Source organism: Plantactinospora sp. WMMC1484 (assembly GCF_049315195.1).
GTDB lineage: Bacteria > Actinomycetota > Actinomycetes > Mycobacteriales > Micromonosporaceae > Plantactinospora.
Genome location: NZ_CP186055.1, coordinates 4,980,388 through 5,003,772, shown reverse-complemented (window position 1 = coordinate 5,003,772; position 23,385 = coordinate 4,980,388). Strand labels below are relative to the sequence as shown.

General features: G+C 72.8%; 23 protein-coding genes. 11 read left to right on the top strand and 12 right to left on the bottom strand.

The features are described 5' to 3' along the window. Positions 1–70: 70 nt before the first annotated feature. Both ACN28C_RS21890 and ACN28C_RS21885 read right to left on the bottom strand, forming a co-directional pair. Positions 71–1,375, bottom strand: coding sequence for an MFS transporter (locus ACN28C_RS21890; protein WP_422769409.1), 1,305 nt, complete (start codon positions 1,373–1,375; stop codon positions 71–73). Further along, a complete protein-coding gene (locus tag ACN28C_RS21885) occupies positions 1,372–2,655 on the bottom strand; it encodes a GH1 family beta-glucosidase (RefSeq protein ID WP_422769408.1) in 1,284 nt (427 codons plus the stop codon). Before ACN28C_RS21885 ends, ACN28C_RS21890 begins: the two co-directional genes overlap by 4 nt. Before the next feature lie 122 nt (positions 2,656–2,777). Here ACN28C_RS21885 and rnhA point away from each other — a divergent pair, with 122 nt between their 5' ends. From rnhA to ACN28C_RS21870, 3 genes are all read left to right on the top strand, one after another. Further along, entirely contained in the window at positions 2,778–3,251 is a 474-nt protein-coding gene (gene rnhA, locus ACN28C_RS21880) for a ribonuclease HI (RefSeq protein ID WP_422769407.1), read from the top strand. A gap of 108 nt (positions 3,252–3,359) precedes the next feature. Beyond that, the gene (locus tag ACN28C_RS21875; RefSeq protein WP_422769406.1) at positions 3,360–4,142 is read left to right on the top strand and encodes a Clp protease N-terminal domain-containing protein; all 783 of its coding nucleotides are present in this window, start codon (positions 3,360–3,362) and stop codon (positions 4,140–4,142) included. A 28-nt stretch (positions 4,143–4,170) separates the two neighbouring features. Continuing rightward, a complete protein-coding gene (locus ACN28C_RS21870) occupies positions 4,171–5,061 on the top strand; it encodes an MFS transporter (protein WP_422774758.1) in 891 nt (296 codons plus the stop codon). 56 nt (positions 5,062–5,117) lie between these two features. Here the strand turns inward: ACN28C_RS21870 and ACN28C_RS21865 are convergent, their stop codons facing one another. Beyond that, positions 5,118–6,632, bottom strand: coding sequence for a PQQ-dependent sugar dehydrogenase (locus ACN28C_RS21865; protein WP_422769405.1), 1,515 nt, complete (start codon positions 6,630–6,632; stop codon positions 5,118–5,120). Between the two features lie 640 nt (positions 6,633–7,272). Here ACN28C_RS21865 and ACN28C_RS21860 point away from each other — a divergent pair. Further along, positions 7,273–9,807: a glycoside hydrolase family 3 N-terminal domain-containing protein gene (locus ACN28C_RS21860; protein WP_422769404.1), complete on the top strand. Its 2,535-nt coding sequence runs from the start codon at positions 7,273–7,275 to the stop codon at positions 9,805–9,807. A 104-nt stretch (positions 9,808–9,911) separates the two neighbouring features. Next, entirely contained in the window at positions 9,912–10,661 is a 750-nt protein-coding gene (locus ACN28C_RS21855) for a DUF72 domain-containing protein (RefSeq protein ID WP_422769403.1), read from the top strand. A gap of 10 nt (positions 10,662–10,671) precedes the next feature. On the opposite strand, the gene ACN28C_RS21850 is transcribed toward ACN28C_RS21855, so the two are convergent. Continuing rightward, positions 10,672–11,064, bottom strand: coding sequence for a DUF2267 domain-containing protein (locus tag ACN28C_RS21850; protein WP_422774757.1), 393 nt, complete (start codon positions 11,062–11,064; stop codon positions 10,672–10,674). Positions 11,065–11,403: 339 nt separating this feature from the next. On the opposite strand from ACN28C_RS21850, the gene ACN28C_RS21845 reads away from it, so the two are divergent. From ACN28C_RS21845 to ACN28C_RS21835, 3 genes are all read left to right on the top strand, one after another. Beyond that, a complete protein-coding gene (locus ACN28C_RS21845; RefSeq protein WP_421493030.1) occupies positions 11,404–12,600 on the top strand; it encodes a helix-turn-helix domain-containing protein in 1,197 nt (398 codons plus the stop codon). A gap of 208 nt (positions 12,601–12,808) precedes the next feature. Continuing rightward, positions 12,809–12,982, top strand: coding sequence for a hypothetical protein (locus ACN28C_RS21840; RefSeq protein WP_422769402.1), 174 nt, complete (start codon positions 12,809–12,811; stop codon positions 12,980–12,982). Continuing rightward, positions 12,979–13,530, top strand: coding sequence for a hypothetical protein (locus ACN28C_RS21835; RefSeq protein ID WP_422769401.1), 552 nt, complete (start codon positions 12,979–12,981; stop codon positions 13,528–13,530). Before ACN28C_RS21840 ends, ACN28C_RS21835 begins: the two co-directional genes overlap by 4 nt. An 81-nt stretch (positions 13,531–13,611) precedes the next feature. On the opposite strand, the gene ACN28C_RS21830 is transcribed toward ACN28C_RS21835, so the two are convergent. The 5 genes from ACN28C_RS21830 to ACN28C_RS21810 all read right to left on the bottom strand — a co-directional run bounded on the left by ACN28C_RS21830 (position 13,612) and on the right by ACN28C_RS21810 (position 17,621). Beyond that, complete coding sequence (locus tag ACN28C_RS21830) at positions 13,612–14,493, bottom strand: DUF72 domain-containing protein (RefSeq protein WP_422769400.1); 882 nt, start codon at positions 14,491–14,493, stop codon at positions 13,612–13,614. A 73-nt stretch (positions 14,494–14,566) separates the two neighbouring features. Further along, the gene (locus ACN28C_RS21825; protein ID WP_422769399.1) at positions 14,567–14,965 is read right to left on the bottom strand and encodes a TraR/DksA family transcriptional regulator; all 399 of its coding nucleotides are present in this window, start codon (positions 14,963–14,965) and stop codon (positions 14,567–14,569) included. 160 nt (positions 14,966–15,125) lie between these two features. Continuing rightward, positions 15,126–15,767, bottom strand: coding sequence for a uridine kinase (locus tag ACN28C_RS21820; RefSeq protein ID WP_422769398.1), 642 nt, complete (start codon positions 15,765–15,767; stop codon positions 15,126–15,128). A 103-nt stretch (positions 15,768–15,870) separates the two neighbouring features. Further along, a complete protein-coding gene (locus ACN28C_RS21815; RefSeq protein ID WP_422769397.1) occupies positions 15,871–16,692 on the bottom strand; it encodes an ABC transporter permease subunit in 822 nt (273 codons plus the stop codon). Continuing rightward, positions 16,689–17,621, bottom strand: coding sequence for an ABC transporter ATP-binding protein (locus ACN28C_RS21810; RefSeq protein ID WP_422769396.1), 933 nt, complete (start codon positions 17,619–17,621; stop codon positions 16,689–16,691). Before ACN28C_RS21810 ends, ACN28C_RS21815 begins: the two co-directional genes overlap by 4 nt. A 146-nt stretch (positions 17,622–17,767) precedes the next feature. Here ACN28C_RS21810 and ACN28C_RS21805 point away from each other — a divergent pair, with 146 nt between their 5' ends. Then, complete coding sequence (locus ACN28C_RS21805; RefSeq protein WP_422769395.1) at positions 17,768–19,012, top strand: sensor histidine kinase; 1,245 nt, start codon at positions 17,768–17,770, stop codon at positions 19,010–19,012. A 1-nt stretch (position 19,013) separates the two neighbouring features. Next, the gene (locus tag ACN28C_RS21800; protein ID WP_422769394.1) at positions 19,014–19,670 is read left to right on the top strand and encodes a response regulator transcription factor; all 657 of its coding nucleotides are present in this window, start codon (positions 19,014–19,016) and stop codon (positions 19,668–19,670) included. 82 nt (positions 19,671–19,752) lie between these two features. On the opposite strand, the gene ACN28C_RS21795 is transcribed toward ACN28C_RS21800, so the two are convergent. Continuing rightward, on the bottom strand, positions 19,753–20,370 hold the full coding sequence (locus ACN28C_RS21795) for a winged helix-turn-helix domain-containing protein (RefSeq protein ID WP_422769393.1): 618 nt from the start codon (positions 20,368–20,370) through the stop codon (positions 19,753–19,755). A gap of 194 nt (positions 20,371–20,564) precedes the next feature. Between ACN28C_RS21795 and ACN28C_RS21790 the strand changes: the two genes are divergently transcribed. Beyond that, the gene (locus tag ACN28C_RS21790; protein WP_422769392.1) at positions 20,565–21,488 is read left to right on the top strand and encodes an AEC family transporter; all 924 of its coding nucleotides are present in this window, start codon (positions 20,565–20,567) and stop codon (positions 21,486–21,488) included. A gap of 25 nt (positions 21,489–21,513) precedes the next feature. On the opposite strand, the gene ACN28C_RS21785 is transcribed toward ACN28C_RS21790, so the two are convergent. Both ACN28C_RS21785 and ACN28C_RS21780 read right to left on the bottom strand, forming a co-directional pair. Continuing rightward, complete coding sequence (locus tag ACN28C_RS21785; RefSeq protein WP_422769391.1) at positions 21,514–21,753, bottom strand: GntR family transcriptional regulator; 240 nt, start codon at positions 21,751–21,753, stop codon at positions 21,514–21,516. A gap of 421 nt (positions 21,754–22,174) precedes the next feature. Further along, a complete protein-coding gene (locus ACN28C_RS21780; RefSeq protein ID WP_422769390.1) occupies positions 22,175–23,320 on the bottom strand; it encodes an ABC transporter substrate-binding protein in 1,146 nt (381 codons plus the stop codon). Between the last annotated feature and the right edge of the window lie 65 nt (positions 23,321–23,385).

The window sequence follows — 23,385 nt, the reverse complement described above, 5'->3', positions numbered from 1 at the left end:
GGGCAACTGATCAAACCGACATCGCCGGCACACCGCCGTCAACCCGGCGTGCCGGCGCCGCCGTGTGCGGTCAGCGGACCGAACGGATCCGTACCACGAAGACGCTGCCGAGCAGGGTGACCACGGCGGTGAGGGCGTACAGGGTCGGGTAGCCGCCGAGGTGGACGACGGTCGGGGCGGATATCGCCGGCCCGAGCACCTGGGGTGCCGAGTTGGCGATGTTGATGACGCCGAGGTCCTTCGCCCGGTCGGTGGCCCGGGGCAGCACCTGCGTGATCAGCGCGGCATCGACGGAGAGGTAGGCGCCGTACCCGGCGCCGAGCAGCACCGCGGCGAGCATGGCCGTGGGCCACAGCGGCCAGATCGCGAGCAGCAGCGCCGCCACCGCCATGATCACGCCGGACCAGATGACAAAGATCTTGCGACGGCCGGACCGGTCGGAGAGCCGGCCGGCGGTGACCGCCGTGGTCATCATGCCGGCCGTGTAGATCAGGATGAGCACGAGCAGACCGCCCTCGGGGTCGGCGTACCGCACCCCGTCGGCGAGGAAGTAGAGCAGGTAGAGCGTGCCGAGCGCGTTGCCCACCTGGACGAGGAACCGGGTGCCCCAGGCCCAGGCGAAGTCCGGGTACGCACGCGGGCTGATCCACATGCTCCGGAGCAGGGCGGCAGGCCGGAGCGGCGGCCGGTGCGTACGCGGAAGGACGTCGTCCGGGGTGACCAGCGCGAACGGGAGCGCCAGCACCAGTACGACCGCCGCCAGCGCCAGGTAGCCGGCCGCGTTGCCGGTGACCACGGCGGTGACCAGGACCGCCCCGACGACGAGGCCGAGCGACTGCGGGATGCCGATCCATCCGGAGACCCGTCCGCGCTGCCCGACCGGCACCCGGTCGGGGACGGCGGCGGTCAACGTGGCGAGCGCGGCGTTGAAGCAGGTCTGCGCGAGCACCCAGCACACCGCGACGCCGGCGATCGTGCGCTGCTGGCCGAGGATCGCCAGCGACGCCGCGCCGAGGATCGCGCTGAGCAGGGTCCAGGCGTGCCGCCGGCCGTACTCCCGGTTTCCGAGCCGCAGGCAGGTACGGTCGGAGAGCGCGCCGGCCAGCGGGTTGGCCACCACCGCGGCGAGTGCGCCCAGGCCGGTTACGAGGCCGAACAGGGCCTCCTTGTTGGCCGGGTCGATCAGCTCGATCTGGGTCGGCAGCAGGACCTGGATGGGCGTGAAGAACGCCATCCAGACCCCGAGGTTCGCGCTGAAGAAGAGGACGATCCAGCCGCGCCGGACGGGTGCGGTGGGCTCGGCGAGCGCCGCCGGCAGCGGAGGGCCGACCCTCGTCGTCAGGCTCGGGCCGTCGTCGGGAGGGACGACCGTCATCGGGAGGCTCTGATGACGTCCCGATACCAGGTGTACGAGGTCTTCGGGGTGCGCCGCCGCGTCTCGAAGTCGACGTGCACCAGGCCGAACCGCTTGGTGAAGCCCTCCGCCCACTCGAAGTTGTCGAGCAGGGACCAGACGAAGTAGCCGCGCACGTCGACGCCCGCCGCCATCGCGGAGCGCACCGCTCGGATGTGACCGTCCAGATAGGCCACCCGCTGCGGGTCGTCGATGCCGTCGTACGCGCAGCCGCTCTCGGTGACGTAGATCGGCGGGAGGGCGTCGCCGTACTCGCCGGCAAGTCCGACGAGCAGTTCCCGGAGCCCGTCCGGGACGACCGGCCAGCCGAAGTCGGTCGTCGGGTAGCCGGTCAGCGGCACGATCTCGAACGGCAGCGGGCTCTCCGGAGACGCCGGCGCGCGAATCCCGGTGGGGTTGTAGTAGTTGACGCCCAACGCGTCCAGCGGCGCGGCGACGACCTCCAGGTCGCCGTCCCGGACGACGCGCGGATCGAGCCCGAGGTCGGGGTAGCCGCGCCCGAACAGCGGGTCGGTGCAGAAGCGGTTGTGCAGGGCGTCGTACGCCGCCGCGGCGGCCAGGTCGGCCTCGGTCTCCCCCTGCGGCCACACCGGCGTGTAGTTGTTGGTGATGCCCACCGCCGCCACGCCCCGGTCCCGGAGTGCGGCCACGGCCAGGCCATGGCCCAGCAGTTGGTGGTGGGCGGCCGGCAGCGCGTCGAAGAGGTGCGCGTGACCGGGCGCGTGCTCACCGGTGGCGTACCCGAGGGTCGTGTGGATGAACGGCTCGTTGAGCGTGATCCAGAGCCGGATCCGGTCGCCGAGCGCCGCCGCGACGAGCCCGGCATACTCGGCGAAGCGGTACGCCGTGTCCCGGACCAGCCACCCACCCCCGGCCTCCAGAGCCTGCGGAAGGTCCCAGTGGAAGAGCGTCAGGACCGGATCGATGCCCTTCTCCAGCAGCGCGTCCACCAGCCGGTCGTAGAAGGCCAGGCCCGCCGGGTTGGCCGGGCCGGTCCCGTCCGGCTGGACGCGGGGCCAGGCGACGGAGAAGCGGTACGCCGACACGCCCAGTCCGGCCATCAGCGCGACGTCGTCGCCGTATCGGTGCAGGTGGTCACAGGCCACGTCGCCGGTGCTGCCGTCGCGGATCCGGCCGGGCTCGTGGCTGAACGTGTCCCAGATCGACGCACCGCGGCCGCCGACGGTGACCCCGCCCTCGATCTGGTAGGCCGACGTGGAGACGCCCCAGGCGAACGCCATATCCCACACCCCTAGGACATGAAAGTTCTTCGCACTGTAGACCGCCACACTCCCGCCGGGAAGCCCCGCACGTCTGCTGGGTGTGGTGACCGTGCCCGGAACGCGCCCGATATCGTGCCGGGGTGACAGACCAGGGAGCCGAGCAGCTCGTGAACATCTACACCGACGGCGCGTGCAGCGGAAATCCCGGCCCGGGTGGCTGGGGCGCGGTGCTGCGGTACGGCACCCGGGAGCGGGAACTCTACGGCGGCGAGGCGACGGCGACCACCAACAACCGGATGGAACTGATGGCGGCGATCCGTGCCCTGGAGAGCCTGACCCGGCCGGTGACGGTGGAGATCTACGTCGACAGCACCTACGTCCGCGACGGCATCACCAGGTGGCTGCCGAACTGGAAGCGTAACGGCTGGCAGACCGCCGGGAAGCAGCCGGTCAAGAACGCCGACCTGTGGCGGCGACTGGAGGCGGCCGCCACCGGTCACCAGGTGCGGTGGCACTGGGTGAAGGGGCACGCCGGGCATCCCGAGAACGAGCGGGCGGACCAGCTCGCGGTCCGGGGGATGCGGGAGGCGTCCTCCGGCGCCGTACCGGCCTGACGCCGCGCACCGATCCCGCACATCGGCCGACTGCCCCACTTCGCAACAACGCCCGTCGGGGTCAACCAACGGTTGACGAACGACGACTCGTCAACCTACGGTTGACGCATGGAGCGACTTCCGGTACGCCTCGACGACCTCATCCAGTACGTCCACCGCCAGCACCCGGGCAGCGACGCCCTGGAGCGGCTCTCGGACGCGGTGCTGGTCGGCGAGTACCTCGGCGACCTCGCCGACCACCTGATCGGGCACTTCGTCGACCAGGCCCGCCGGTCCGGCGCGTCCTGGACGGAGATCGGCCAGAGCATGGGCGTCACCAAGCAGGCCGTGCAGAAACGCTTCGTCACCCGGAGGTCCGAGCAGGACGAGCCGATTCCGGCCAGCGCCTTCGCTCGGTTCACCGACCGGGCCCGGAACGTGGTGCGGCAGGCCCAGGCGGAGGCCCGGGAGGCCGGCAGCGCCGAGGTGGGTACCGAGCACCTGCTCCTCGGCATCCTGCACGAACCCGAGGGTCTGGCCGGTCGGGCGATCACGGCGCTGGGAGTCTCTGCCGCGGCGATCCGGGCCGGGGCCCGCGCCACCGAGGACCGCACGAGCACGGCCGATGACCGCACGAGCACGGCACCCCCCGACCGGCAGCCGGGTGCGGTGCCGGAGCACCTGCCGTTCGCCCCCGGCGCCAAACGGGTCCGGGACCGCACCTTCCAGGAGGCGCTGCGGCTCGGCCACAACTACGTCGGCACCGAACACATCCTGCTCGGTCTGCTGGCCGCCGAGGACGAGCCGGGTGCCCGGATCCTGGTGGGGCTCGGCGTGACCCGGGACCGGGCCGAGGAGTGGATCGTCGACACGCTGCGAGGGCTGCCCCGCTCGGCCAGTTCCGGACGGTGACCGGCGTCGGGGCGACCCCGAAGGCACTCTGGCGCGACCGCGACTTCCCGCTCTTCTGGTCCGGTCTGGTCGACCCGGCCCAGATCACCCGGCCCAGATCACCCGGGCGAACGGCCAGCTCTATGCGACGTACGCGGCGGCCGGGGTCGTCGGCCCGGTGCTCGCCGGGCTGCTATCCGGCGCGGTCGGGCCGGCCGCCGCGCTGGCGGTCGACGCCGGCACCTTCGCCCTCTCCGCGCTCGGCCTCTTCTTCGTCCGGCTCCGCGTCCCGGCGGGCTCCTCGTCGGCTCCGGCAACCCGGGCGGGACTCGCTCCCCGGTCCGACCTGCTGGTCGGGGTGCGGTTCCTCTGGCGGCATCCGGTGCTGCGGACGCTGACGATCCTGCTGTCGTTCCTGACCTTCCTCACCATCGGGCTGACCGACGTCTTCATCTATCACGTCAAGCACGAGCTGGGCCGCTCCGACAGCGCTGTCGGGCACGTCCTCGCCGCCGCGGCCGGCGGCACGATCGCGGCGGCGCTGCTGGTCGCGCCGGCCCGCCGCCGGCTGGGTTTCGGCCCGTGCTGGATCGGGGCGTACGCACTCGGCGGGCTGGCCGTGGCCGGAGCGGGACTGACCCGGGACGTACCGGCGCTCGCCCTCCTGGTGGCCGGCTACGCGTTCGGCGCCGGCATGGCGGGGATCTGCTCGTTGTCGCTGCGCCAGCAGGTCACCCCGGCGCCGTTGCTCGGCCGGGTGACCTCGGCGTTCTGGACGCTGCACTCCGCGCTCGGGCCGCTCGGTGCCGCCGTGCTCACCGGCGCGGTGGCCCGGTACGGCACCGCACCGGTCTGCCTCGCCGCCGGCCTCGGCTGCGTCGCCGTCGCCGCACTGGCGACCGCCACCCCGGTCCGCTCACCGCACCCCGGACCCGGGTGAGAGAAGGACCCCCGCATGACCTTTCTGTCGCGGGGGTCCTTCCTGACGAGCGACGCTCAGGGGCTGGTGCAGGTGAGGTCGGTGGGTGGGGTGTTCGTGCCGTTCCAGGAGCCGTTGAAGCCGAAGGTGGTGGAGCCGTTGGGGCCGATCGATCCGTTCCAGCTCACGTTCCGGACCGTGATCGACGACCCGCTGGCGGTCAGCGTGCCGCTCCAGAGCTGGCTGATCGTCTGCCCGTTGGCAAAGGTCCAGCGTACGGTCCAGCCGTTCAGCGTGGCGGTGCCGTTGTTGCGCACCGTGACCTCGGCCTGGAAGCCGCCCTGCCACTGGTTGACCTGGCGGTAGGTTGCCGTGCAGGCGCCGGTGCCCGGCGGCGGGGTGGTGGTCGGCGGGACCGTCGGCGGAACGGTCGGCGTGGCTGGCGGTGTGCTGGGCGGTGTGGTCGGCGGCCCGGTGGTCGCGGTGGGGGGCGGGGTCGACCCGATCGGCGGGAACCGGAGGATCCGGTCGTCGCTGGCGGCCGGTGAGCCCCGCCCGTCCCGGTTGCTCGTGGTGACCCAGAGCGAGCCGTCGGGGGCACGTTCGACGGTACGCAGCCGGCCGTACTGGCCGGTGAGCTGCGCGACCGGGTTACCGGCCACCCCGCCGCTGCCGTTCAGCGGGACCTGCCAGAGCCGGGTGCCGCGCAGGGCGGCGACGAAGAGCATGTTGCCGTCGATCGCCGCACCGCTCGGTGACGCCTCGGCGGTCGTCCAGGTCACGATCGGATCCCGGAACCGGGGGTCGTTGCCCCGGCCCTCCACGGTCGGCCAGCCGTAGTTGCCGCCGGGCACGATGTAGTTGACCTCGTCCCAGCTGTTCTGGCCGAACTCGCTGGCGTAGAGCCGCCCCTGGGCGTCCCAGGCGAGCCCCTGCACGTTGCGGTGGCCAAGGCTGTAGACCAGCGAACCGGCGGTCGGGTTGTCCGGCGGGGCACTGCCGTCCGGTCGCATCCGGAGGATCTTGCCGTTGCGGCTGGACGGGTTCTGCGAGTTGGCGGTCTGGCCGGCGTCGCCGACACCCGCGTAGAGCATGCCGTCGGGGCCGAAGGCGATCCGGCCACCGTCGTGGAAGTTGGCCCGGGCCAGACCCGTGAGGATCGGCGTCTGGGTCTGTGCCGCGTCGAGCCGGAACCGGACGATCCGGTTGTCGCTCGACGAGGTGAAGTACGCGTACACGTAGCGGTCGGTGGCGTAGGTCGGCGAGACCGCCAGTCCGAGCAGCCCGGCCTCGCCGCCGGGCGATACTCCGGAAATGGTGGCGACCTGTTGCGGGCTCTGCCCGGGGCGCACCTGCAGGACCCGGGCGCTGTCCCGCTCGGCCACCAGCGCACTGCCGTCGGGCAGGAAGGCCAGCCCCCAGGGTGTCTGGAGGTTGCTGGCGACGGTCTGCGGGCGACTGAAGTCGAATTCACCGGCGGCGAAGACCCCGACCCCGTCGTCCGGGCCCGATGCCGTGCCCGCCGCGGCGAACCCCGCTCCGCTCAACACAACCGCCAGGGCCGCGCCCGGAACGAGAAGCCGACTTCTCATGCCACACCTCCAGCAGGACAGGCGGGCACCGTCGCCCACCGAGGCAGAGATCGACGTCAATATATCATCGGTATCGGCGGAGGTCCACGAGCCGGGATCGGATCCCATCGCCCGATCGGTGCGGCGGCCCCCTCGCCCGATCGGTGCGGCGGACCGGCGAGCGGGACGGGCGAGCCGGTCCCCGCCCGGCCGACTCGCCCGCGTCCCCGACGCCCCCCGGCGTTCATCCCCACCCGCCCGAAGGGGAGATGATCATCACGTCGCCGGGGTCGCCGAGGTGGGATACGGTGCCCGTTGTTGCTGGTCGCCGTATCGGTCTGTCCCCTCCGCACCTCCGCCGGGTACCGCGCGCCCATCGGCGAGCGGGATCCGACACCGGACGGAATCGGACGGCCCGCAAAAATTTCGGAGCCGGTCCGATAATTCGCCCTGATGTGGCGCACGCTACGACTGGATGAACCGGCGGTCAAGGCCGACGCCGTCCGGAAACCTGCGAGCTACTTCGGGCCGGGTACCCTCTCGACGCGGGCCGGACTTTCCGGAAACATGTCGGAAGTACGTACGCCCGCGTCCCAACCCCGCCGCACAGACGCGCGGCGGGCGTGCGAAGAGGCCAGCAACAACCGACAGGAGGCTGCTCGTGAGCAGCAACCGCAACGCCGCCGACGGTCGTCGGACAACGACGACAGAGATCGGGCGGCTCGAGGTCACCGGGGTGCACGACGGGCATCCGCACCACGGAGAGCCCAGCGCCACCGGGACCGACGGTGCGGCAGCCGGCGACAGTCCCCGGCACGATCTCGCTCCCGGTTCCCCACCCCGCTGGCAGGACCCGACGCTGCCGGTCGAGCAGCGGGTCGAGGACCTGCTCAGCCGGCTCTCGCTGGAGGAGAAGGCGGCGCAGCTGTACGGCGTCTGGGTCGGTGGCGACTCGACCGGCGACGACCTGGCCCCGCACCAGCACGAGATGACCAGCGAGGCGCCCGACTGGCGGGGGGTGATCAGCGCCGGGCTCGGCCAGCTCACCCGGCCGTTCGGCACCGCACCGATCGACCCCGCCCTCGGCGCGCGGGCACTCGCCCGCATGCAGGAGGAGATCGTCGCCGCCAACCGGTTCGGCATCCCTGCCATCGCCCACGAGGAGTGCCTGACCGGATTCATGACCTGGCAGGCGAGCGTCTATCCCACGCCGCTGGCCTGGGGCGCGACCTTCGACCCGGCACTCGTCGAGCGGATGGCGGCGCAGATCGGCTCGTCGTTGCGGATGGTCGGCGTCCACCAGGGGTTGGCTCCGGTACTCGACGTGATCCGGGACGCGCGCTGGGGACGTACCGAGGAGTCGATCGCCGAGGACCCCTACCTCGTCGCCACCATCGGCACCGCGTACGTCCGGGGCCTGGAGTCCGCCGGGATCGTCGCCACCCTCAAGCACTTCGTCGGATACTCCGCCTCCCGGGCCGGCCGCAACTTCGGCCCGGTCGCGGTCGGCGCGCGGGAACTCGCCGACGTGCTGCTCCCGCCGTTCGAGATGGCGCTGCGCGACGGCGGCGCCGGCGCGGTGATGCACGCCTACACCGAGATCGACGGCGTGCCGCCGGCCGCCGACCCGGAACTCCTCACCCAGCTGCTCCGGGACCGCTGGGGCTTCACCGGCACCGTCGTCGCCGACTACTTCGGGATCAGCTTCCTGCAACGTCTGCACAGCGTCGCCGCCGACCTGACCGACGCGGCCGTGCTGGCCCTCACCGCCGGGGTCGACGTCGAGCTTCCGGCCGCGCACTGCTACGGCACCCCGCTGATCGAGGCCGTCCGGGCCGGCACCGTGCCCGAGGCGCTGGTCGACCGGGCCGTCACCCGGGTGCTGCGGCAGAAGTGCCGGCTCGGCCTCCTCGACCCCGACTGGTCGCCGCTGCCGCCCGCCTTCGCCGGCACCGCCGACGGATCCGCCGTCGCCGAGGGCTCCATCGACCTCGACCCGCCGGCCAACCGGGCCCTCGCCCGGCAACTCGCCGAGGAGTCGGTGGTGCTGCTGGCGAACACCGGTGCGCTGCCGCTGCGCCCGGACGCCCGGATCGCCATGGTCGGGCCGCTGGCCGACAGCGTCGACGGGATGCTCGGCTGCTACACCTTCCCCAGCCACGTCGGCAGTCAGCATCCGGAGCTGCGGGACGGGGTGGAGATCCCGACCCTGCTGGCGGCGCTGCGGGCCGAGCTGCCGGACGCCCCGATCAAGTACGCCGCCGGCTGCACCGTCGACGGCTCCGCCGACTTCGAGGCCGAGACGATCCGCGCGGCGGCCGAGGTCGCCGCCGAGGCCGACCTCTGCGTCGCGGTACTCGGCGACCGGGCCGGACTCTTCGGCAAGGGCACCTCCGGCGAGGGCAGCGACGTCGCCGAACTGCGACTGCCCGGCGCCCAACCCGCGCTCCTGGAGGCGGTGCTGCGGACCGGGACACCGGTGGTGCTGGTGCTGCTCGCCGGCCGACCGTACCCGCTCGGCGACTCGATCGACCGGCTGGCAGCGGTGGTCCAGGCGTTCTTCCCCGGCGAGGAGGGCGGGCCCGCGGTGGCGCGGGTGCTCAGCGGCGCGGTCTGCCCCTCCGGCCGGCTGCCGGTGAGCGTCCCCCGCCAGCCGGGCGGCCAGCCGAACACCTACCTCGCCCCGGCGCTGGGGCACCGCACCGAGGTGAGCAGCGTCGACCCGACCCCGCTCTTCCCGTTCGGCCACGGCCTGTCGTACACCGAGTTCAGCTGGCCCGAGGTGCTGGTGAACGGCGCCGAGGTCGGCGGACGCCCGGTGGAGGTGCCGACCGACGGTGAGGTCGACGTCTCGGTCGCCGTACGCAACGACGGCGAGCGGCCGGGCACCGAGGTGGTGCAGCTCTACCTGCACGACCCGGTGGCCCAGGTGACCCGGCCGGTCGTCCGGCTGATCGGGTACGCCCGGGTCCCCCTGGAGCCGGGCCAGAGCCGGCAGGTGCACTTCCGGGTGCACGCGGACCTCTCGTCGTTCACCGGCCGGCTCGGCCACCGGGTGGTCGAACCGGGCGACCTGGAGCTGCGGATCTCCGCTTCCAGCACCGCTCACCGGCACACCGTCCCGGTCCGGCTGACCGGTCCGGAGCGCCGGGTCGACCGGCACCGCACGCTCGTCGCCGAGGTGACCCTGCACTGAGTTGCCGGCCCGGCGCCCCGGTCGGCGGGGGCGCCGGGCCGCGCTCGCCGCACTGACCGCGCTCGCCGGGCGGACGGGCGGGGTGAGCCGGCATACTGCCGGAGATGATTCTTCTCGGCACGTCCGGGTGGCAGTACCGCGACTGGCGCGACCGGTTCTATCCGGCCGGCCTGCCGCAGCGGCGCTGGCTCGAGCACTACGCCGAGCACTTCGGCACGGTCGAGGTGAACAACGCCTTCTACCGGCTGCCCGAGCGGGACGTCTTCGCCGGTTGGCGGGCCCGCACCCCGGACGACTTCTGCGTCGCCGTCAAGATGAGCCGCTACCTGACGCACATCAAGCGACTGCGGGAGCCTGCCGAACCGGTGGCCCGGTTCCTCGACCGGGCCACCGCCCTCGGCGACCGGCTCGGCCCGGTGCTGGTGCAACTACCGCCGAACCTCCGGGCCGACCTGCCGGCGCTGTCGGAGATGCTCGCCCGGTTTCCGCCCGGCGTACGGGTGACGGTCGAGCCGAGGCACCCGTCCTGGTGGACGGAGCAGACCCGACGGGTACTGGAGCGGCACGGTGCCGCGCTCTGCTGGGCGGACCGGGGCGGCCGACCGGTCACCCCGCTGTGGCGTACCGCCGACTTCGGCTACCTCCGGTTGCACGAGGGCCGCGCCGAGCCGCGCCCCCGGTACGGCCGGACCGCGCTGCGCTCCTGGCTGGACCGGATCGGCGCGGCCTTCTCCGGCGCAGAGCCGGTCTTCGTCTACTTCAACAACGACCCGGGCGGCGCGGCGCTCGCCGACGCGGCCGCGCTGGCCGGGCTCGCCCGCCGCCGTGACGTCCCGATCGGCCGCGCGCCGTGAACGACCCTACCTACGACATGATCGTGGCGAGGTCCTTCGGCATGCTCGACCTGACGTCGTCCCACTCGCCCTCGGTGACGTGCCGCCGCAACGCGTGCAGCACCGTGTTCACCACGGTCGCCGGGCCACCCTCGACGTCGAAGGGGAAGCCGGCGCGCACCTCGTAGAGGAACTCCTCCCGGTTCAGCTTGATCGGAACGACGCTCGGATCCCAGCCCTCGAAGTAGATGCCCCGGACGATCAGCGGCAACTGGGCCGCGAAATGCGCGCTCTCCTGCACCGGCAGCCGGTCCCGGAGCAGGTGCAGTACGGTCCGCAGCGCAGCGTACGACTGGTTGCGGCGCTCCTTCGGCCACCCGTACGCCTGCTCTATGTCCTTGAGGATGAGGTTGGTCTTGTCCATCGACGACTCGAAGACCGAGTACGAATTGTTCGGCACGACTGATCCCCCGTCCCGTCTCGGCTACTGCCCACCCTTGCCATGCTCGCCCTTGCGGGGGTGAGACCCGCTCACCCCGACCGGGTGAATCCGGTGCCGGCCGAGCGGGAGCAGGGCGACCCCCGTACCTGCTCCCGCTGTCCGTCGACGGGCTTGTGGTCGGGTCAGCGTGTGCCTGGTCGAACTCGGCGGATCGAGGGCCGTCGCCAGTGATCCGTCGCACGCACGGGTGTACCGTCCAAGGTGGCGGCCTGCCGGGGTAGAGGCCGGGGCCGCCGCCCAGTCCTCTACCTGGGAGCCACGATGACCGAGCCCGCGACCTTCGGTGCCCGACTCCGTGCCCACCGCGAACGCGCCGGCAAGAGCCGAGCCGTTCTCGGCGGACTCGTCGGGCGATCCGCCGACTGGGTGAAGGCGGTAGAGAACGGCCGGCTGCTCACCCCGCGGCTTCCGATGCTGATCCGCCTCGCCGAGGTGCTCGACATCGGCGACCTGGCCGAGCTGACCGGCGAGCAGGCGGTGCCGGTCACTTCCGTGACCCGGGCCGGCCACCCCGCCATCGACAAGGTCGCCACGGCGATGCAGCGGACCACCCTGTCGGCCGGCGCCCCGACCCCGGCCGCTGCCCTGCGCGGCCGAGTGGATCAGGCGTGGAGCCTCTGGCACCGGTCGACCACCGAGCGGAGTGCGGTCGCCGCCGTGCTTCCCGATCTGCTCGACGAAGCACGGGTGTCGGTGCGCCGGCTCGACGGGACCGACCGGCGGGCCGCCCTGGTCGAGCTGGCCCGCGTCTACCACCTGGCGCAGCTCTACATGGCCAACCAGCCATACCCGGAACTGGTCTGGCTCGCCGCCGACCGGGCGATTCAGGCCGCGCAGGATGCCGACGCCCCGGGCGCGGTCGCGGTCGCTGCCTGGTACTACGCCCACGTCTACCGGTCCTCGGCGCAGGTCGACGCCGCCGAGCAGGTGCTGACCAATGCTGCGGCCCTGCTCGACCCGGCCACTGGCGGCGGGACGGCGGCCCGGTGGGGGCAGCTCCAGCTCGGGTTGGCGCTCGGGCACGCGAAGGCCGGACGCGCCGGGCAGGCGTGGCGGGCGTGGGACCTGGCCGACGAGACCGCCGGCCGGCTCGGCGCCGGTTACGCACACCCCTGGCTGATGTTCGGCCCGGCCGCCGTCGACGCGTACGGCGTCACGGTGGAGATCGACCTTGTGCGCCCGGGTGAGGCGGTCCGCCGGGCCGACCAGGTGGACTACTCGGCGCTGCCGTCCCGGACCCGCCGGGCCACGCACCTGGTCGACGCCGCGCGGGCGCACCTGCTCCGGCGGGAGGAGGTCGCCGCCGTTCATCTGCTCGGCCGGGCGCTGCGGGAGAGCGTCGACACCGTGCGGCACCGGCCGGACGCCCGGGTCGCCGTGATCGAGCTGTCCGGTCGTCGGGGCACCGTCGGCGAGGACGCCCGGGAACTCGCGCTGGCGATCGGCGTCGGCGGGTAGGTGTCCCACGGGGACGGTCTGTCCCCGTGGCTCGTGGTGATCTCTCCTACCGTCTCCGTGCAGGGACGCTGGTCGGGAGCCCGTACCGGCGTCCCGGCCGGCCCGGGGTCCCCTTCCCCCGGAGGTCTCCGGGTCGGCCCCCATTTGCCCACCGAGCGGCGTCCCGAGATCAGTGCTCCGGGGCGCCGTGGCGTAAGGAGGCTCCGACGTGGACACCGCCCTGACCCGCGATTCGCTCATCGAACGCCAGCACCGGGCCGGCCACCACTGCCCCGACTGCGGCCCCCGAGGCGGCTGTCTCCAGCTCCTCGCCGCCGTCCACCGTCGGCTCGACCGGCTCACCACCACCGCCATCCCGACCGGCCTGCGGCGGCTGGTGTGAACCCCGCCGACGGACCACCCGGACTCGCGATCGACACCGCGCAGCGGATCGTCCTCGGCCACGCCACCGATCCGCCCGCACCCTGCACCCAGTGCCGGGAACGGCGCTGCTGGCTGCTGGAGACCGCCGTCAAGGTCGTCGCGTTCGCCGGTGAGCCGATCGACCCGACCCTGTACGCCGCGATCACCGCCGCCGCGCGGCGGATCGCCGACGTGCACGCACCGGGCGACGACCGGCTCTGCTCCCCGTGCCTGCTGGAGGAGTGCGAGCCGCTGGAGATCGCGACCGCGTGGCTGCACGTCGCCGGAGAGCGGACCGGCGGGCCCCGGACCGTCGTGGACGTCCTCGCGCCGGACCTGGCTGAGGCGCGGCGGGTGGTGCGGCAGCATCAGGGGTACGGCTGCCCACAGTGCACGCCGACCGGATGTCCGGCCGAGGACGCGGCGGTGCCGGTGGTCTTCGATGACGTGGTCGGCCGGTGGCCGGCCGGGCCGAAGGCGCTCGGCGAGGTGGACCGGATCGTCCGCGAGATTCGGGGCGACGAGTGAGCCGGGCCGGAAGCCGGACCACCGCTGGGCGACGTGGGTTGTCGGAATCAGGAGCGCTGCGCTACTCCGGGAGCTGGTCGGTCAGTCGGTATCTCCGCTGTTCAGCATCCCTTCCAGGGTCGATGCGTTCTGTTGGGCGTAGTCCCGGTAGCAGTTGTTGAACAGGACGTGCGTCTCGGTCGCCTGGTCGGCGAGTTCGCGCAGCCTGGGCGCCCAGTCCGCGAGTTCCCGTTGCGAGTAGCGGTAGCCGAACTTCTCGTAGATGTCCTTGCTGGTCCACTTGTCGCTGTGCCCGTGGAACCGCACCACCGCCAGGTCGGCGGTGGCCGCCAGCACCGGCGGCACCGACGAGCGGTGCCCCTGCGGCATGTCGACCGAGACGTACGCCAGCTCGTGCTCGCGGAGGAAGTCCAGGGTCTCGTCGCGGTTGCCCTCGGCGAACCAGGAGGCGTGCCGGAACTCGAAGACGGGCCGCAGCGGCCCGCAGCGCCGCCGCACCTCCAACAGGTACTGCTTGTTGTCGCGCCGGATGGTGAACCAGGGCGGGAACTGGAACAACACCGCGCCCAGTTTCCCCGCCCCGGCCAACGGCTCCAGGGCGGAGAGGAACCGGGTCCAGACCTCCTCGTACGCCTGCGCGCTCAGGTCACCCGGGTAGACGTTTCTCTTGTCGGTCTCCGGCCGCAGGTCCTTGTAGAGCGCGGAGACCCGGGTCGGGTGCCCGGTGAGCAGGCTGAACGCCTTGATGTTGAAGGTGAAGTCGTCCGGCGTACGCGCCACCCAGAGCTCGGCGGTCCGCTCGGCGGGCGGCGAATAGTAGGTGGCGTCGACCTCGACCAGCGGGAACCGCCTCGCGTAGTGCGCCAACCGGCGCTCCGGGGTGTCCGCGCTCGCCGGATACCAACCCGACTCCAGCAGGGTGCGGTCGGTCCACGACGCGGTGCCGACCCTGATCTCGCCCACGCCTCCAGTTCACCCGCCCCGGTGGGGGCGGGCAAGCCGTGCGCGTGCCACCCTCGTCGTCGGCCGCTCCGACTCAGGCGGCCCGGCGTTCCCGGGACTGCTTGCAGGTGACACAGGTGGTGGCGGACGGGAAGATCTCCAGCCGCTCCACCGGGATCGAGTCGCCGCAGCCCTCGCACCAGCCGTACGTGCCCTCGTCCAGCCGGCTCAGTGCGTGCTCGAACTGGGCCCGGCGGTCGAGGATCGTCCGGAGCAGTGACTGCGCCGTGTCCCGCTCGGCCGTCTTCGTGCCGCTGTCCGCCTGGTCGTCGCCGGCCGTGTCGCCGACCTCCACCAGTCGGAGCACCTGGCTCTGCGCCAAAGCCTCGTCGTACTCGACGGTCAGCTCGTCGTAGCGGGCCTGCAGGGCGCGGCGGATCTGGTCGCTGTCGGCTGCCGAGCGGCGGGTGCCGATTGCCTCGTTGACGAGCATGCGCTGCCTGCCTTTCCGTCGAAGGAACGGATCTGCGGTCCTGGACGGTATTGTCCGGGTCGCTCCGTCATGAGCAGCGCGATTACCCCACCGCCACGGACGGCAAACCGCCAATTTCTCCGCCCCCGCACCGGCCGGCCCCTCAGCGGTCGCCGCTGGGTCAGCGGACGGTTTCCGGCTCGACCAGCGCGGGGTGCCGGGGGTCGTCCAGCCGGATCACCACGTCGGCGAAGCTCGCCGGGACGACCTCGTCGGCGTAGCGGGCGAACGCCGGCAGGGTCCACCGTTCCGGTTCGGGCGTACGCCGGGCCAGCGCACCGGGCGTGAGCACGAGATGGATCGCCAGGTCGAACGGGAGGCCGCCGCCCAGCAGCAGCGGACCGCTCACCAGGACCACCCCGCCGGGCGGCAGCGGGAGGTACTCCGCCCGGGTGGCCCGGTCGGTCTCGGCGTTCCAGAGCGACGGCAGGATCCGCCCCGTACCCGCCGGTCCGGCCGGGTCGAGCACCTCCCGGCGCAGCCCCGCCTCGTCGAGCCAGCCGAGGTAGTACGCCTCCGGATTGGTACGCCCCTGCTCGTAGCGAAGCGACGCCGGCCGGAGGAAGTCGGCCGCGTCGATCCGGACCGCCGGGCGGCCCCGCACCCGCAGCGGATCGACCAACGCGTCGGCGAGCAGCCCCGGCTCGGCGGCGGGCGGGCCGTCGACCGCCACCCGCAGCCGACCGGCGCCACCCTCCTCGGCGGCGAGCCGGTCGGCCAACTCCTCCACCAGCAGTTCCGGGCTGATCGGGCGGACCCTCATCCGACCATCCTGCCCGGCCCGGAGCCGCACCGCCCGCCCGGGTCGCCGTCGCTTGGCCCAGGCGTGGCCCGGATCATCTCGCCCGGATCAGGCGTCGCCCGGATCAGGCGTCGCGGCGGCGGAGTACCAGATAGCCGCCGAGCAGCGAGGCGGCGGTCCAGAGGACGAGGATGCCGATCCCCGTCCACGAGCCGTAGTCCCGGGCCCACCGCGCCTCGTCCTGCGGGCCGGCCAGGTGCAGGATCACCCAACTGGTCTGGTCCGGCAGGTACTGGGTGACGGTCCGCAGTTTGGGGATGTTGCCGAGCCCCTGTGAGCCGAGGAAGAAGACCGGAAGCAGCAGCGCCAGTGCCCGTACCGGGCTGCGCAGCATCGTCGCCACGCCGAGCGCGAAGAGGCAGAGGAGCACGAGGTGCAGGCAGCCGCCGATCACGGCGGCCGGCGCGCCGTCCGCACCGAGCCCGACGCCGTACCGGCCGAGCGCCGCCTGGGTGGCGACGAAGCCGATCAGCACGGTGGGCACCGCCACGGCGGTGGCGAGCAGCGCGGTGGCGAGTATCTTGCCGGCGTAACAGCGGCCCCTGCGCGGCACCGCGAGCAGGGTGGCCCGGATCGTGCCGGAGCTGTACTCGCCCGCCATCACCAGGATCCCGAAGACCACCAGCGGAAGTTGCCCCAGCGTCAGGCCGTAGAAGGCCGGAAAGAGCGGGTCGAATCCGGTCTCCCGCTCCGGTGACCCGGCGGCGAAGCTGAACCCGGCCAGCAGGCTGATGCCGATCCCGATGACGACGGTCGGCAGCAGCGTCCAGAGCGTCGACCGGACGCTGCGGATCTTCGTCAGCTCGGCCCGCAGCACCGGGCCGAGTCCGGCCCGCCCCGACCCGCGTCCGCCGGCCGCCACGGTCGCCTCCGGCACGGCGCTCACCGCCCCGCTCCGGCCGCCGCCCGCTCGCCGCCGGAGCGGTGTCGCGCCGCCGTCGCGGTGAGGCGCATGAACGCCTCCTCCAGGGAGGCGCGCTGCACGCCGACCTCGTGCACCGTCAGCCGGTTGGCCGCGACCAGCTCCCCGATCCGGGCGGCCTCGCTGTCGTACGCCAACAGCGTGCCATCCTCCTCCGTCCCGACCCGGATGCCGGCGTCGGCCAGCACCGCCCGCAACCGCTCCGGTTCCGGGGTGCGGATCCGTACCGCCGTGCCCGAGTTCGCCTCGACGAACTCCCGCATCCCGGTGTCGGCGAGCAGCCGACCCTGACCGATCACCACCAGGTGGTCGGCGGTCAGCGCCATCTCGCTCATCAGGTGGCTGGAGACGAAGACCGTCCGCCCCTCGGCCGCGAGCCCGCGCAGGAGCTCCCGGATCCATCGGACGCCCTCCGGATCGAGCCCGTTGACCGGCTCGTCGAAGAGCAGCACCGGCGGGTCGCCGAGTAGCGCGGCGGCGATTCCGAGCCGCTGCGTCATGCCGAGCGAGAAGCCGTCGACCCGCCGTTTCGACACGCTCTCCAGGCCGACCAGGGCGATGACCGCGGCGACCCGGGAACGCGGGATCCCGTTGCTCTGCGCCAACCACAGCAGATGGTGGTACGCGCTGCGCCCCGGGTGCACCGAGCGGGCCTCCAGCAGCGCACCGACCACACGCAGCGGGAGGGGATGCTCCGGGTAGCTCCGGCCGTCGACCAGCGCCCGGCCGGCGCTCGGCCGGTCGAGGCCGAGGATCATCCGCATCGTCGTCGACTTGCCCGCGCCGTTCGGCCCGAGGAAGCCGGTCACCTGTCCGGGCCGGACCGTGAAGGAGATCCCGTCGACCGCGAGAGTCTCCCCGTAGCATTTGCTGAGATTGCAGACGTCGATCACGCCGGCCACGCTAGGCAGCGCCGGGCACCGGGGCAGTCCTCGAAAGTCGCCGATCTCGTCCACCAATGTCGACGCCCGCCGGGATGGGAGGAGACGTCGAGGGCGCTCGGGCCCGGTCGGACGGGCGGCGGACGTAACCTGCTGGCATGCGCCGACACCTGCTGCCCGTGCTCGTCCTGCTGGCGGAGGCCGCGTTGCTGCTGGCCCGGGGTGGCACCTCGCCCTGGGAACTCGCCGGCCACGCCGGGCTGGTGGCACTGCTCGTGGTGGCGAGCCGCCGCGCCCCGGTCGTGGCGCTGATCGGGGCTCTGCTGTTCGTCACGCTCTCCGGCGGCGGCTTCGTGCTGCTGCTCTGGGCCGCCTACCGGGCGGGCCGGGCGTCGCTGACCCGCAGTGGCACCGTCGCGCTGGCCGGGGCGCTGACCGGCGCGCTCGCCGTGACGCTGCTGACCGCTCCGGCGGATCCCCGGACGATCCCGAACCTGGTCTCGACGTACCTGGTCTTCGCCGCGCTGCCGGTGCTGGTCGGCCGCTATCTGGCCCAGCACGAACGGCTGGTCGCCACCCTCGACCGGCACAACCGGCAGCTCCGCCGGGAACGGGACCTGCTCGCCGAGCAGGAGCAGCTCCGGGAGCGGCTGCGGATCGCCCGGGACATGCACGACTCGCTCGGTCACCGGCTCAGCCTGGTCTCGGTGCAGGCCGCCGCGCTGGAGGTGACGGAGCTGCCGCCGGCACAGCGGCAGGCGGTGCGACAGCTCGCCGGGGCGGCGCGCGGTGCGCTGGACGAACTCTACGAGCTGGTCGGCGCGCTGCGCGGCGGGCAGGGGACCGACCGGCGGTCGCCGGGCCCGGAGCGGATCGGCTCACTGGTCGCGGAGTTCCGGGCCGCCGGGACGCCGGTGAGCCTGCGCCAGGAGGGTACGCCGCGACCGCTACCGGGCGCGACCGGGCAGGCGGCGTACCGGGTGGTCGAGGAGGGGCTGACGAACGCGGTCAAGCACGCACCGGGGCAGCCGGTGACCGTACGCCTGCGCTGGGAGCCGGACAGCCTGCTGCTGACCGTCGACAACCCGCTGCCGGAGGACGGGACGACGCCGGGGCCGGCCGGACACGGATCGACCGGACACGGGCTGACCGGGCTGCGGGAGCGGGCCGACCAGGCGGGCGGCTTCGCGGCGTACCGGATGGTCGAGCCGGGCGATCCCGCCCATCCCGGCGGCGGGGCGCGGTGCTGGCGGCTCCTCGCGATGCTGCCCGCCGTGACATCCGACGGGGAAGACGCCGAGTTGCCCGGGCGGGCCGGGATCCGCGGCCTGGCCCTGGGATTCGCCACCGCCGCGGTGATGTTCGTGGCGATGCCCGCGAGCATGCTGCTGGGGGTGCGGTGACGTGATCCGCGTGCTGCTCGCCGACGACGAGCCGTTGATCAGGGCCGGCATCCGTACCGTGCTGGAGTCGGCCGGCGACATCGAGGTCGTCGCCGAGGCGGCGGACGGTGCCGGTGCGGTCGACGCGGCGCTGCGGCACCGGGCCGACGTGGCGCTGTTGGACATCCGGATGCCGGTGCTGGACGGGCTCGACGCGGTCGACGAGCTCGCCCGGCGACTGCCCGGGCTCCGGGTGGTCGTGCTGACCTCGTTCGGTGCGGAGCCGAACGTGCTCCGTGCGGTGCAGCAGCGGGTGGCCGGGTTCGTGCTCAAGAACTGCACGCCGGAGGAGCTGCTCCGGGCGGTACGCGCCGCGCACGACGGGGACGCCTATCTCTCCCCCTCGGTGACCCGACTGCTGCTCGGCATGGTCGCTCCGGAACCGGCGGGGCGCCGCCGGGCGGCCCGGGACCGGCTGGCGGGCCTGACCGACCGCGAGACGGAGATCCTGTGCCTGGTCGGCGAGGGTCTGTCCAATGCGGAGGTGGGCCGGCGGCTGCGGATGAGCGAGATGACCATCAAGACGTACGTGAGCCGGATCCTGGCGAAACTCGACTGCACGAACCGGGTGCAGGCCGCCCTGCTGGTCCGCGACGCCGGTCCCACCCCGTGGCGCTGACGCCGCCGAACGAGCCGGTGCGCTCGGCGGCTCCGGGGACGGGGACGGGGTGAGGGTCGGGGTCGGGGTCGGGGACGCCGGGTCAGGCGTTGCGGTCGATGGTGACCACGGCGTCGTCGGCGAGCCGGTAGCCCACCCCGTAGACGGTGGTGATCAGCGGTACGTCGCCGACCTTGCCGCGCAACCGCCGGATGTGCACGTCGACGGTGCGCACCCCGGTGTGCTCGTAGCCCCAGACGGCGGTCAGCAACTGCAACCGGGTGAAGACCCGCCGGGGGTGGGCGACCAGGTGGGTCAGCAGGTCGTACTCCAGGCGGGTCAAGGGCAGCGGCTCGCCACCGAGCAGCACGGTCCGGGAGGCGGCGAGGATCCGCAGCTCCGGCACGGCGACGGCGGTGCCGGTCGCCGGCCGGGCCGGCGATCGCGGGGCGGCCGGTTCGGCACGGCGGTCGGTCGGACCGAGCAGGCCGCCGCTGATGGTGGCCTCGCCCCGTTCGACCAGCTCGCGTGCTGCTTCGAGCAGCCGGCGGGCCGGTGGCGTCAACATCTCCTCACTGCCGACCAGCGGGATGGAGAGCGTCACCGTCAATGTCGGCACCGGAGATGCGGCCGGGCGGCGCGACGCCGCAGGCGGGCGGCCTGGTCCGACCGGCTGGGCGCTGTGCCAACCGGTACGCGACGAGGCGGGGCTGACCGACATGCTTCTCCTTGGCTGCTGCTCCGGCGTCCCCTCGGCCAGAACCGCCGCTGGAATCGATGCTTCCGGCCGGCGGGGCAGGGGTCAAGGGGACACGACGATGCATGAATGTGATAAACGACAAACTGATTGGAATCACGTGCTCGCTCTTAGTACCAGATCACGACACCCTCCGCTGACCCGTCAGGATGGTCGGCATGTCGGGTGTGGTGACGGGTTTCGCGGTGATCTGGACCGTCACCCTGGTCGGTTACCTCGTCGGCCGCACCAACCTGCTCGGGCCGCACGGCACCGCGGTGATCGCCCGGCTGGTTTTCCTCATCGCCACCCCGGCGCTGCTGCTCGGCACCCTCGCCCGCTCCACAGTGGCCGATCTGGCCACCCCGGCACTGGCCGTCTTCGTGCTGAGCACCCTGATCGTGGCGGCGCTCTATCTCCTCGTCGCCCGCCTCGGCTGGCGCGGGCCGCCCGGCGAGGCGACCGTCGGCGCCCTCTGCGCCTCGTATGTCAACGCGGCCAATCTCGGGCTGCCGGTCGCGGCGTACGTGCTCGGTGACGTCTCCTTCGTCGTCCCGGTCCTGATCTTCCAGGTGTTGCTGGCCGCGCCGCTGGCCCTCGGCGTGCTCGACGCCATCACCGCCGGCCGGGGCCTCTCGGTACGCCGGCTGGCCCTGCTGCCGGCCCGCAACCCGATCATGCTCGGCAGTGCGGCCGGGCTGCTGATCTCGGTCTCCGGCTGGGATCCACCCGCCGAGTTGCTCCGCCCGTTCGACCTGGTCGGCTCGGCCGCCGTCCCGCTGGCGCTGCTCGCCCTCGGCATGTCACTGCCGGGCGCCCGGCCACTGGCAGGCGGCTCCGGCGCCGTCCAGCGGTTCGTCGTCGTCGGACTGAAGATCGTCGTGCAGCCCGTGCTGGCGTATGCGATCGCGCGGTTCGGGTTCGGCCTGACCGGTCCGGTGCTGCTGGCCGCCGTGGTCACCTCGGCGCTGCCGACCGCACAGAACGTCTTCGTCTTCGCCACCCACTACGGGCAGGCCCAGCCGCTCGCCCGGGACGCCGTGGTGCTCTCCACCGTCGCCGCCGCCGTCTCACTCGCCGCGATCGCCGCCCTGCTCGGCTAGGACATTTCCGAGCTGCCACCGAACGTCAGGTCTCCGACTCGGGCGTGACGAACGTGCCGCGCCCGGTGAAGGTCACGACCCGTCCCTCTTCCCGCAACAGGTCCAGCGCGGCCCGCACCGTGCCACGCGCCACACCGTAGGTCTGCGACAGCGTCACCTCGCCGGGAAGCTTGTGGCCGGGCATCCACTCGCCACTGTCGATCTTTGCCCGCAGCACGTCGGCCATCTGCTCGGCGAACGAGCGCGGTGACCACGGGTCGATCATGCCGTCAGGCTGTCACCTGTCCGCCCGAGCCATCCTGTACACCATATCTTGTCTATGGACAGGCTAGACAGGTTGGGGCTAACGTCGGCGTACGGCCCGATGCGAGCAGAGGGAGACCGAGGTGGTCGCGTTCAAGCCGACAGAGGCATGGTCGTCGGGCCCCGTACGCTGCCGGCGGACGGACCGGTGAAGGTCTGGATCGATCTGGGCTCCGGGCCGGGACGCGAGCTCCTGGTCCGGTCGGAGCACCTTCGGCTCTCCGTCCAGGACTCCGGGGACGGACCCACCGCTCTCTATGACCTGCGGGTCTTCTTCTGCCGTGGATGACTCGACCACCGGCAGGCTCGCCCGGATGAGCCGATTCTGTTTACCCGTCCCGGGTGGCCCCGACTCGAGAGCCACCCGGGAGCAGGGCGTCCGGTCAGGCGCCGCCCTCGTTGAGGGTGACAGTGGTCGGCTGGTATCCGGCGCCGGTGACGTCGAGGCCGGCGCCCCGGAGCTGGTCCAGCGCCGCCCGGACGTGCTCGTTGGTGTAGGCCGCCGCCGCCTCCGGCCGCTTGGTCAGCACCGTCTGGCCGTCCTGGTTACGGGTGGTCAGCGCCAGGTCGACGGTGGCGTTCCAGGCCGCCTCGTCGATCGTCCCGATGCCGTCCGGCGAGGGCCAGACCAGCTTGTTGACCTCGTTCGCCTGCCAGAGCTGGTGGCTGGCGCCCAGCTTGGAGCCCCGCTTCACCACCAGGTCACGGCAGTGCGACACGTTGTCCCGGCAGTAGATCCACCCCTTCAGCGTGCCGGCCAGGAACTTCGTCGCCGTCTCCTGGTACGCCTCGTCGTTCGCCAGCCGCTCGCCGTTGGCCCAGACCGCGTCCTGGAGCATCGCCGTGCCGACCGTGTTCCAGTCCAGCACCGTGAACGCCTCCGGCCGGTAGAGCTGCCCGGTGGCCGGGTCCTTCGCCTCCAGCAGTTGGGCGTACTCGTTGTAGCTCATCGCCTGGGCGGCGTCGATGTCGCCGCGCAGCAGCGCCTGCATGTCGAACTGCTGCTGCACCAGCGTGACGTCCCGGCCGGGGTCGAGCCCGGCCTTGGTCATCGCGGCGAAGAGCTCGAACTCGTTGCCGAAGCCCCAGTTCCCGACCTTCTTCCCGCGGAGGTCGGCCGGCGACCGGATCCCCTTGTCGGCGAAGCTGACCTGGTAGGTCCCGGAGCGCTGGAAGATCTGCGCGATCTGGGTGATCGCGGCGCCCTGCTCCCGGGAGGCGAGCGCCTTCGGCACCCAGGCGACCGCGAAGTCCGCCTGCCCCTGTGCCAGCACGGTTTGCGGCACGATGTCGACGCCGCCCTCCAGGATCTGCACGTCCAGGCCCTGCTCGGCGTAGAAGCCCTGGTCGGCGGCTGCGATGAAGCCGGCGAACTGGGCCTGGACGAACCACTGCAACTGCAACCTGACCGGGGTGGTGCCGCCCGAACCCGTGCCCGGGGTGCCGGCGGGGTCCGCCGTCCCGCAGCCGGCCAGCAGGGCGACGCTCAGAATTCCGGCGACGAGGCCGCGACGTGCCGATGTTCGCATCGATCCTCCAGCGGTGAACTCCGTTACGGGGCCGGTCGGCCCCGGGGTCGGGCTGCGCCGGGCGG

Excerpts from the sequence above, each read along its gene's own strand:
- ACN28C_RS21865 (WP_422769405.1), bottom strand. The coding sequence starts at position 6,632 with ATGAGAAGTCGGCTTCTCGTTCCGGGCGCGGCCCTGGCGGTTGTGTTG.
- ACN28C_RS21820 (WP_422769398.1), bottom strand. The coding sequence starts at position 15,767 with ATGAGGGTCCGCCCGATCAGCCCGGAACTGCTGGTGGAGGAGTTGGCC.
- ACN28C_RS21785 (WP_422769391.1), bottom strand. The coding sequence starts at position 21,753 with ATGATCGACCCGTGGTCACCGCGCTCGTTCGCCGAGCAGATGGCCGAC.
- ACN28C_RS21780 (WP_422769390.1), bottom strand. The coding sequence starts at position 23,320 with ATGCGAACATCGGCACGTCGCGGCCTCGTCGCCGGAATTCTGAGCGTC.
- ACN28C_RS21885 (WP_422769408.1), bottom strand. The coding sequence starts at position 2,655 with ATGGCGTTCGCCTGGGGCGTCTCCACGTCGGCCTACCAGATCGAGGGC.
- ACN28C_RS21855 (WP_422769403.1), top strand. The coding sequence starts at position 9,912 with ATGATTCTTCTCGGCACGTCCGGGTGGCAGTACCGCGACTGGCGCGAC.
- ACN28C_RS21795 (WP_422769393.1), bottom strand. The coding sequence starts at position 20,370 with ATGTCGGTCAGCCCCGCCTCGTCGCGTACCGGTTGGCACAGCGCCCAG.
- ACN28C_RS21890 (WP_422769409.1), bottom strand. The coding sequence starts at position 1,375 with ATGACGGTCGTCCCTCCCGACGACGGCCCGAGCCTGACGACGAGGGTC.
- ACN28C_RS21850 (WP_422774757.1), bottom strand. The coding sequence starts at position 11,064 with ATGGACAAGACCAACCTCATCCTCAAGGACATAGAGCAGGCGTACGGG.
- ACN28C_RS21790 (WP_422769392.1), top strand. The coding sequence starts at position 20,565 with ATGTCGGGTGTGGTGACGGGTTTCGCGGTGATCTGGACCGTCACCCTG.
- ACN28C_RS21875 (WP_422769406.1), top strand. The coding sequence starts at position 3,360 with ATGGAGCGACTTCCGGTACGCCTCGACGACCTCATCCAGTACGTCCAC.
- ACN28C_RS21845 (WP_421493030.1), top strand. The coding sequence starts at position 11,404 with ATGACCGAGCCCGCGACCTTCGGTGCCCGACTCCGTGCCCACCGCGAA.
- ACN28C_RS21805 (WP_422769395.1), top strand. The coding sequence starts at position 17,768 with ATGCGCCGACACCTGCTGCCCGTGCTCGTCCTGCTGGCGGAGGCCGCG.
- ACN28C_RS21825 (WP_422769399.1), bottom strand. The coding sequence starts at position 14,965 with ATGCTCGTCAACGAGGCAATCGGCACCCGCCGCTCGGCAGCCGACAGC.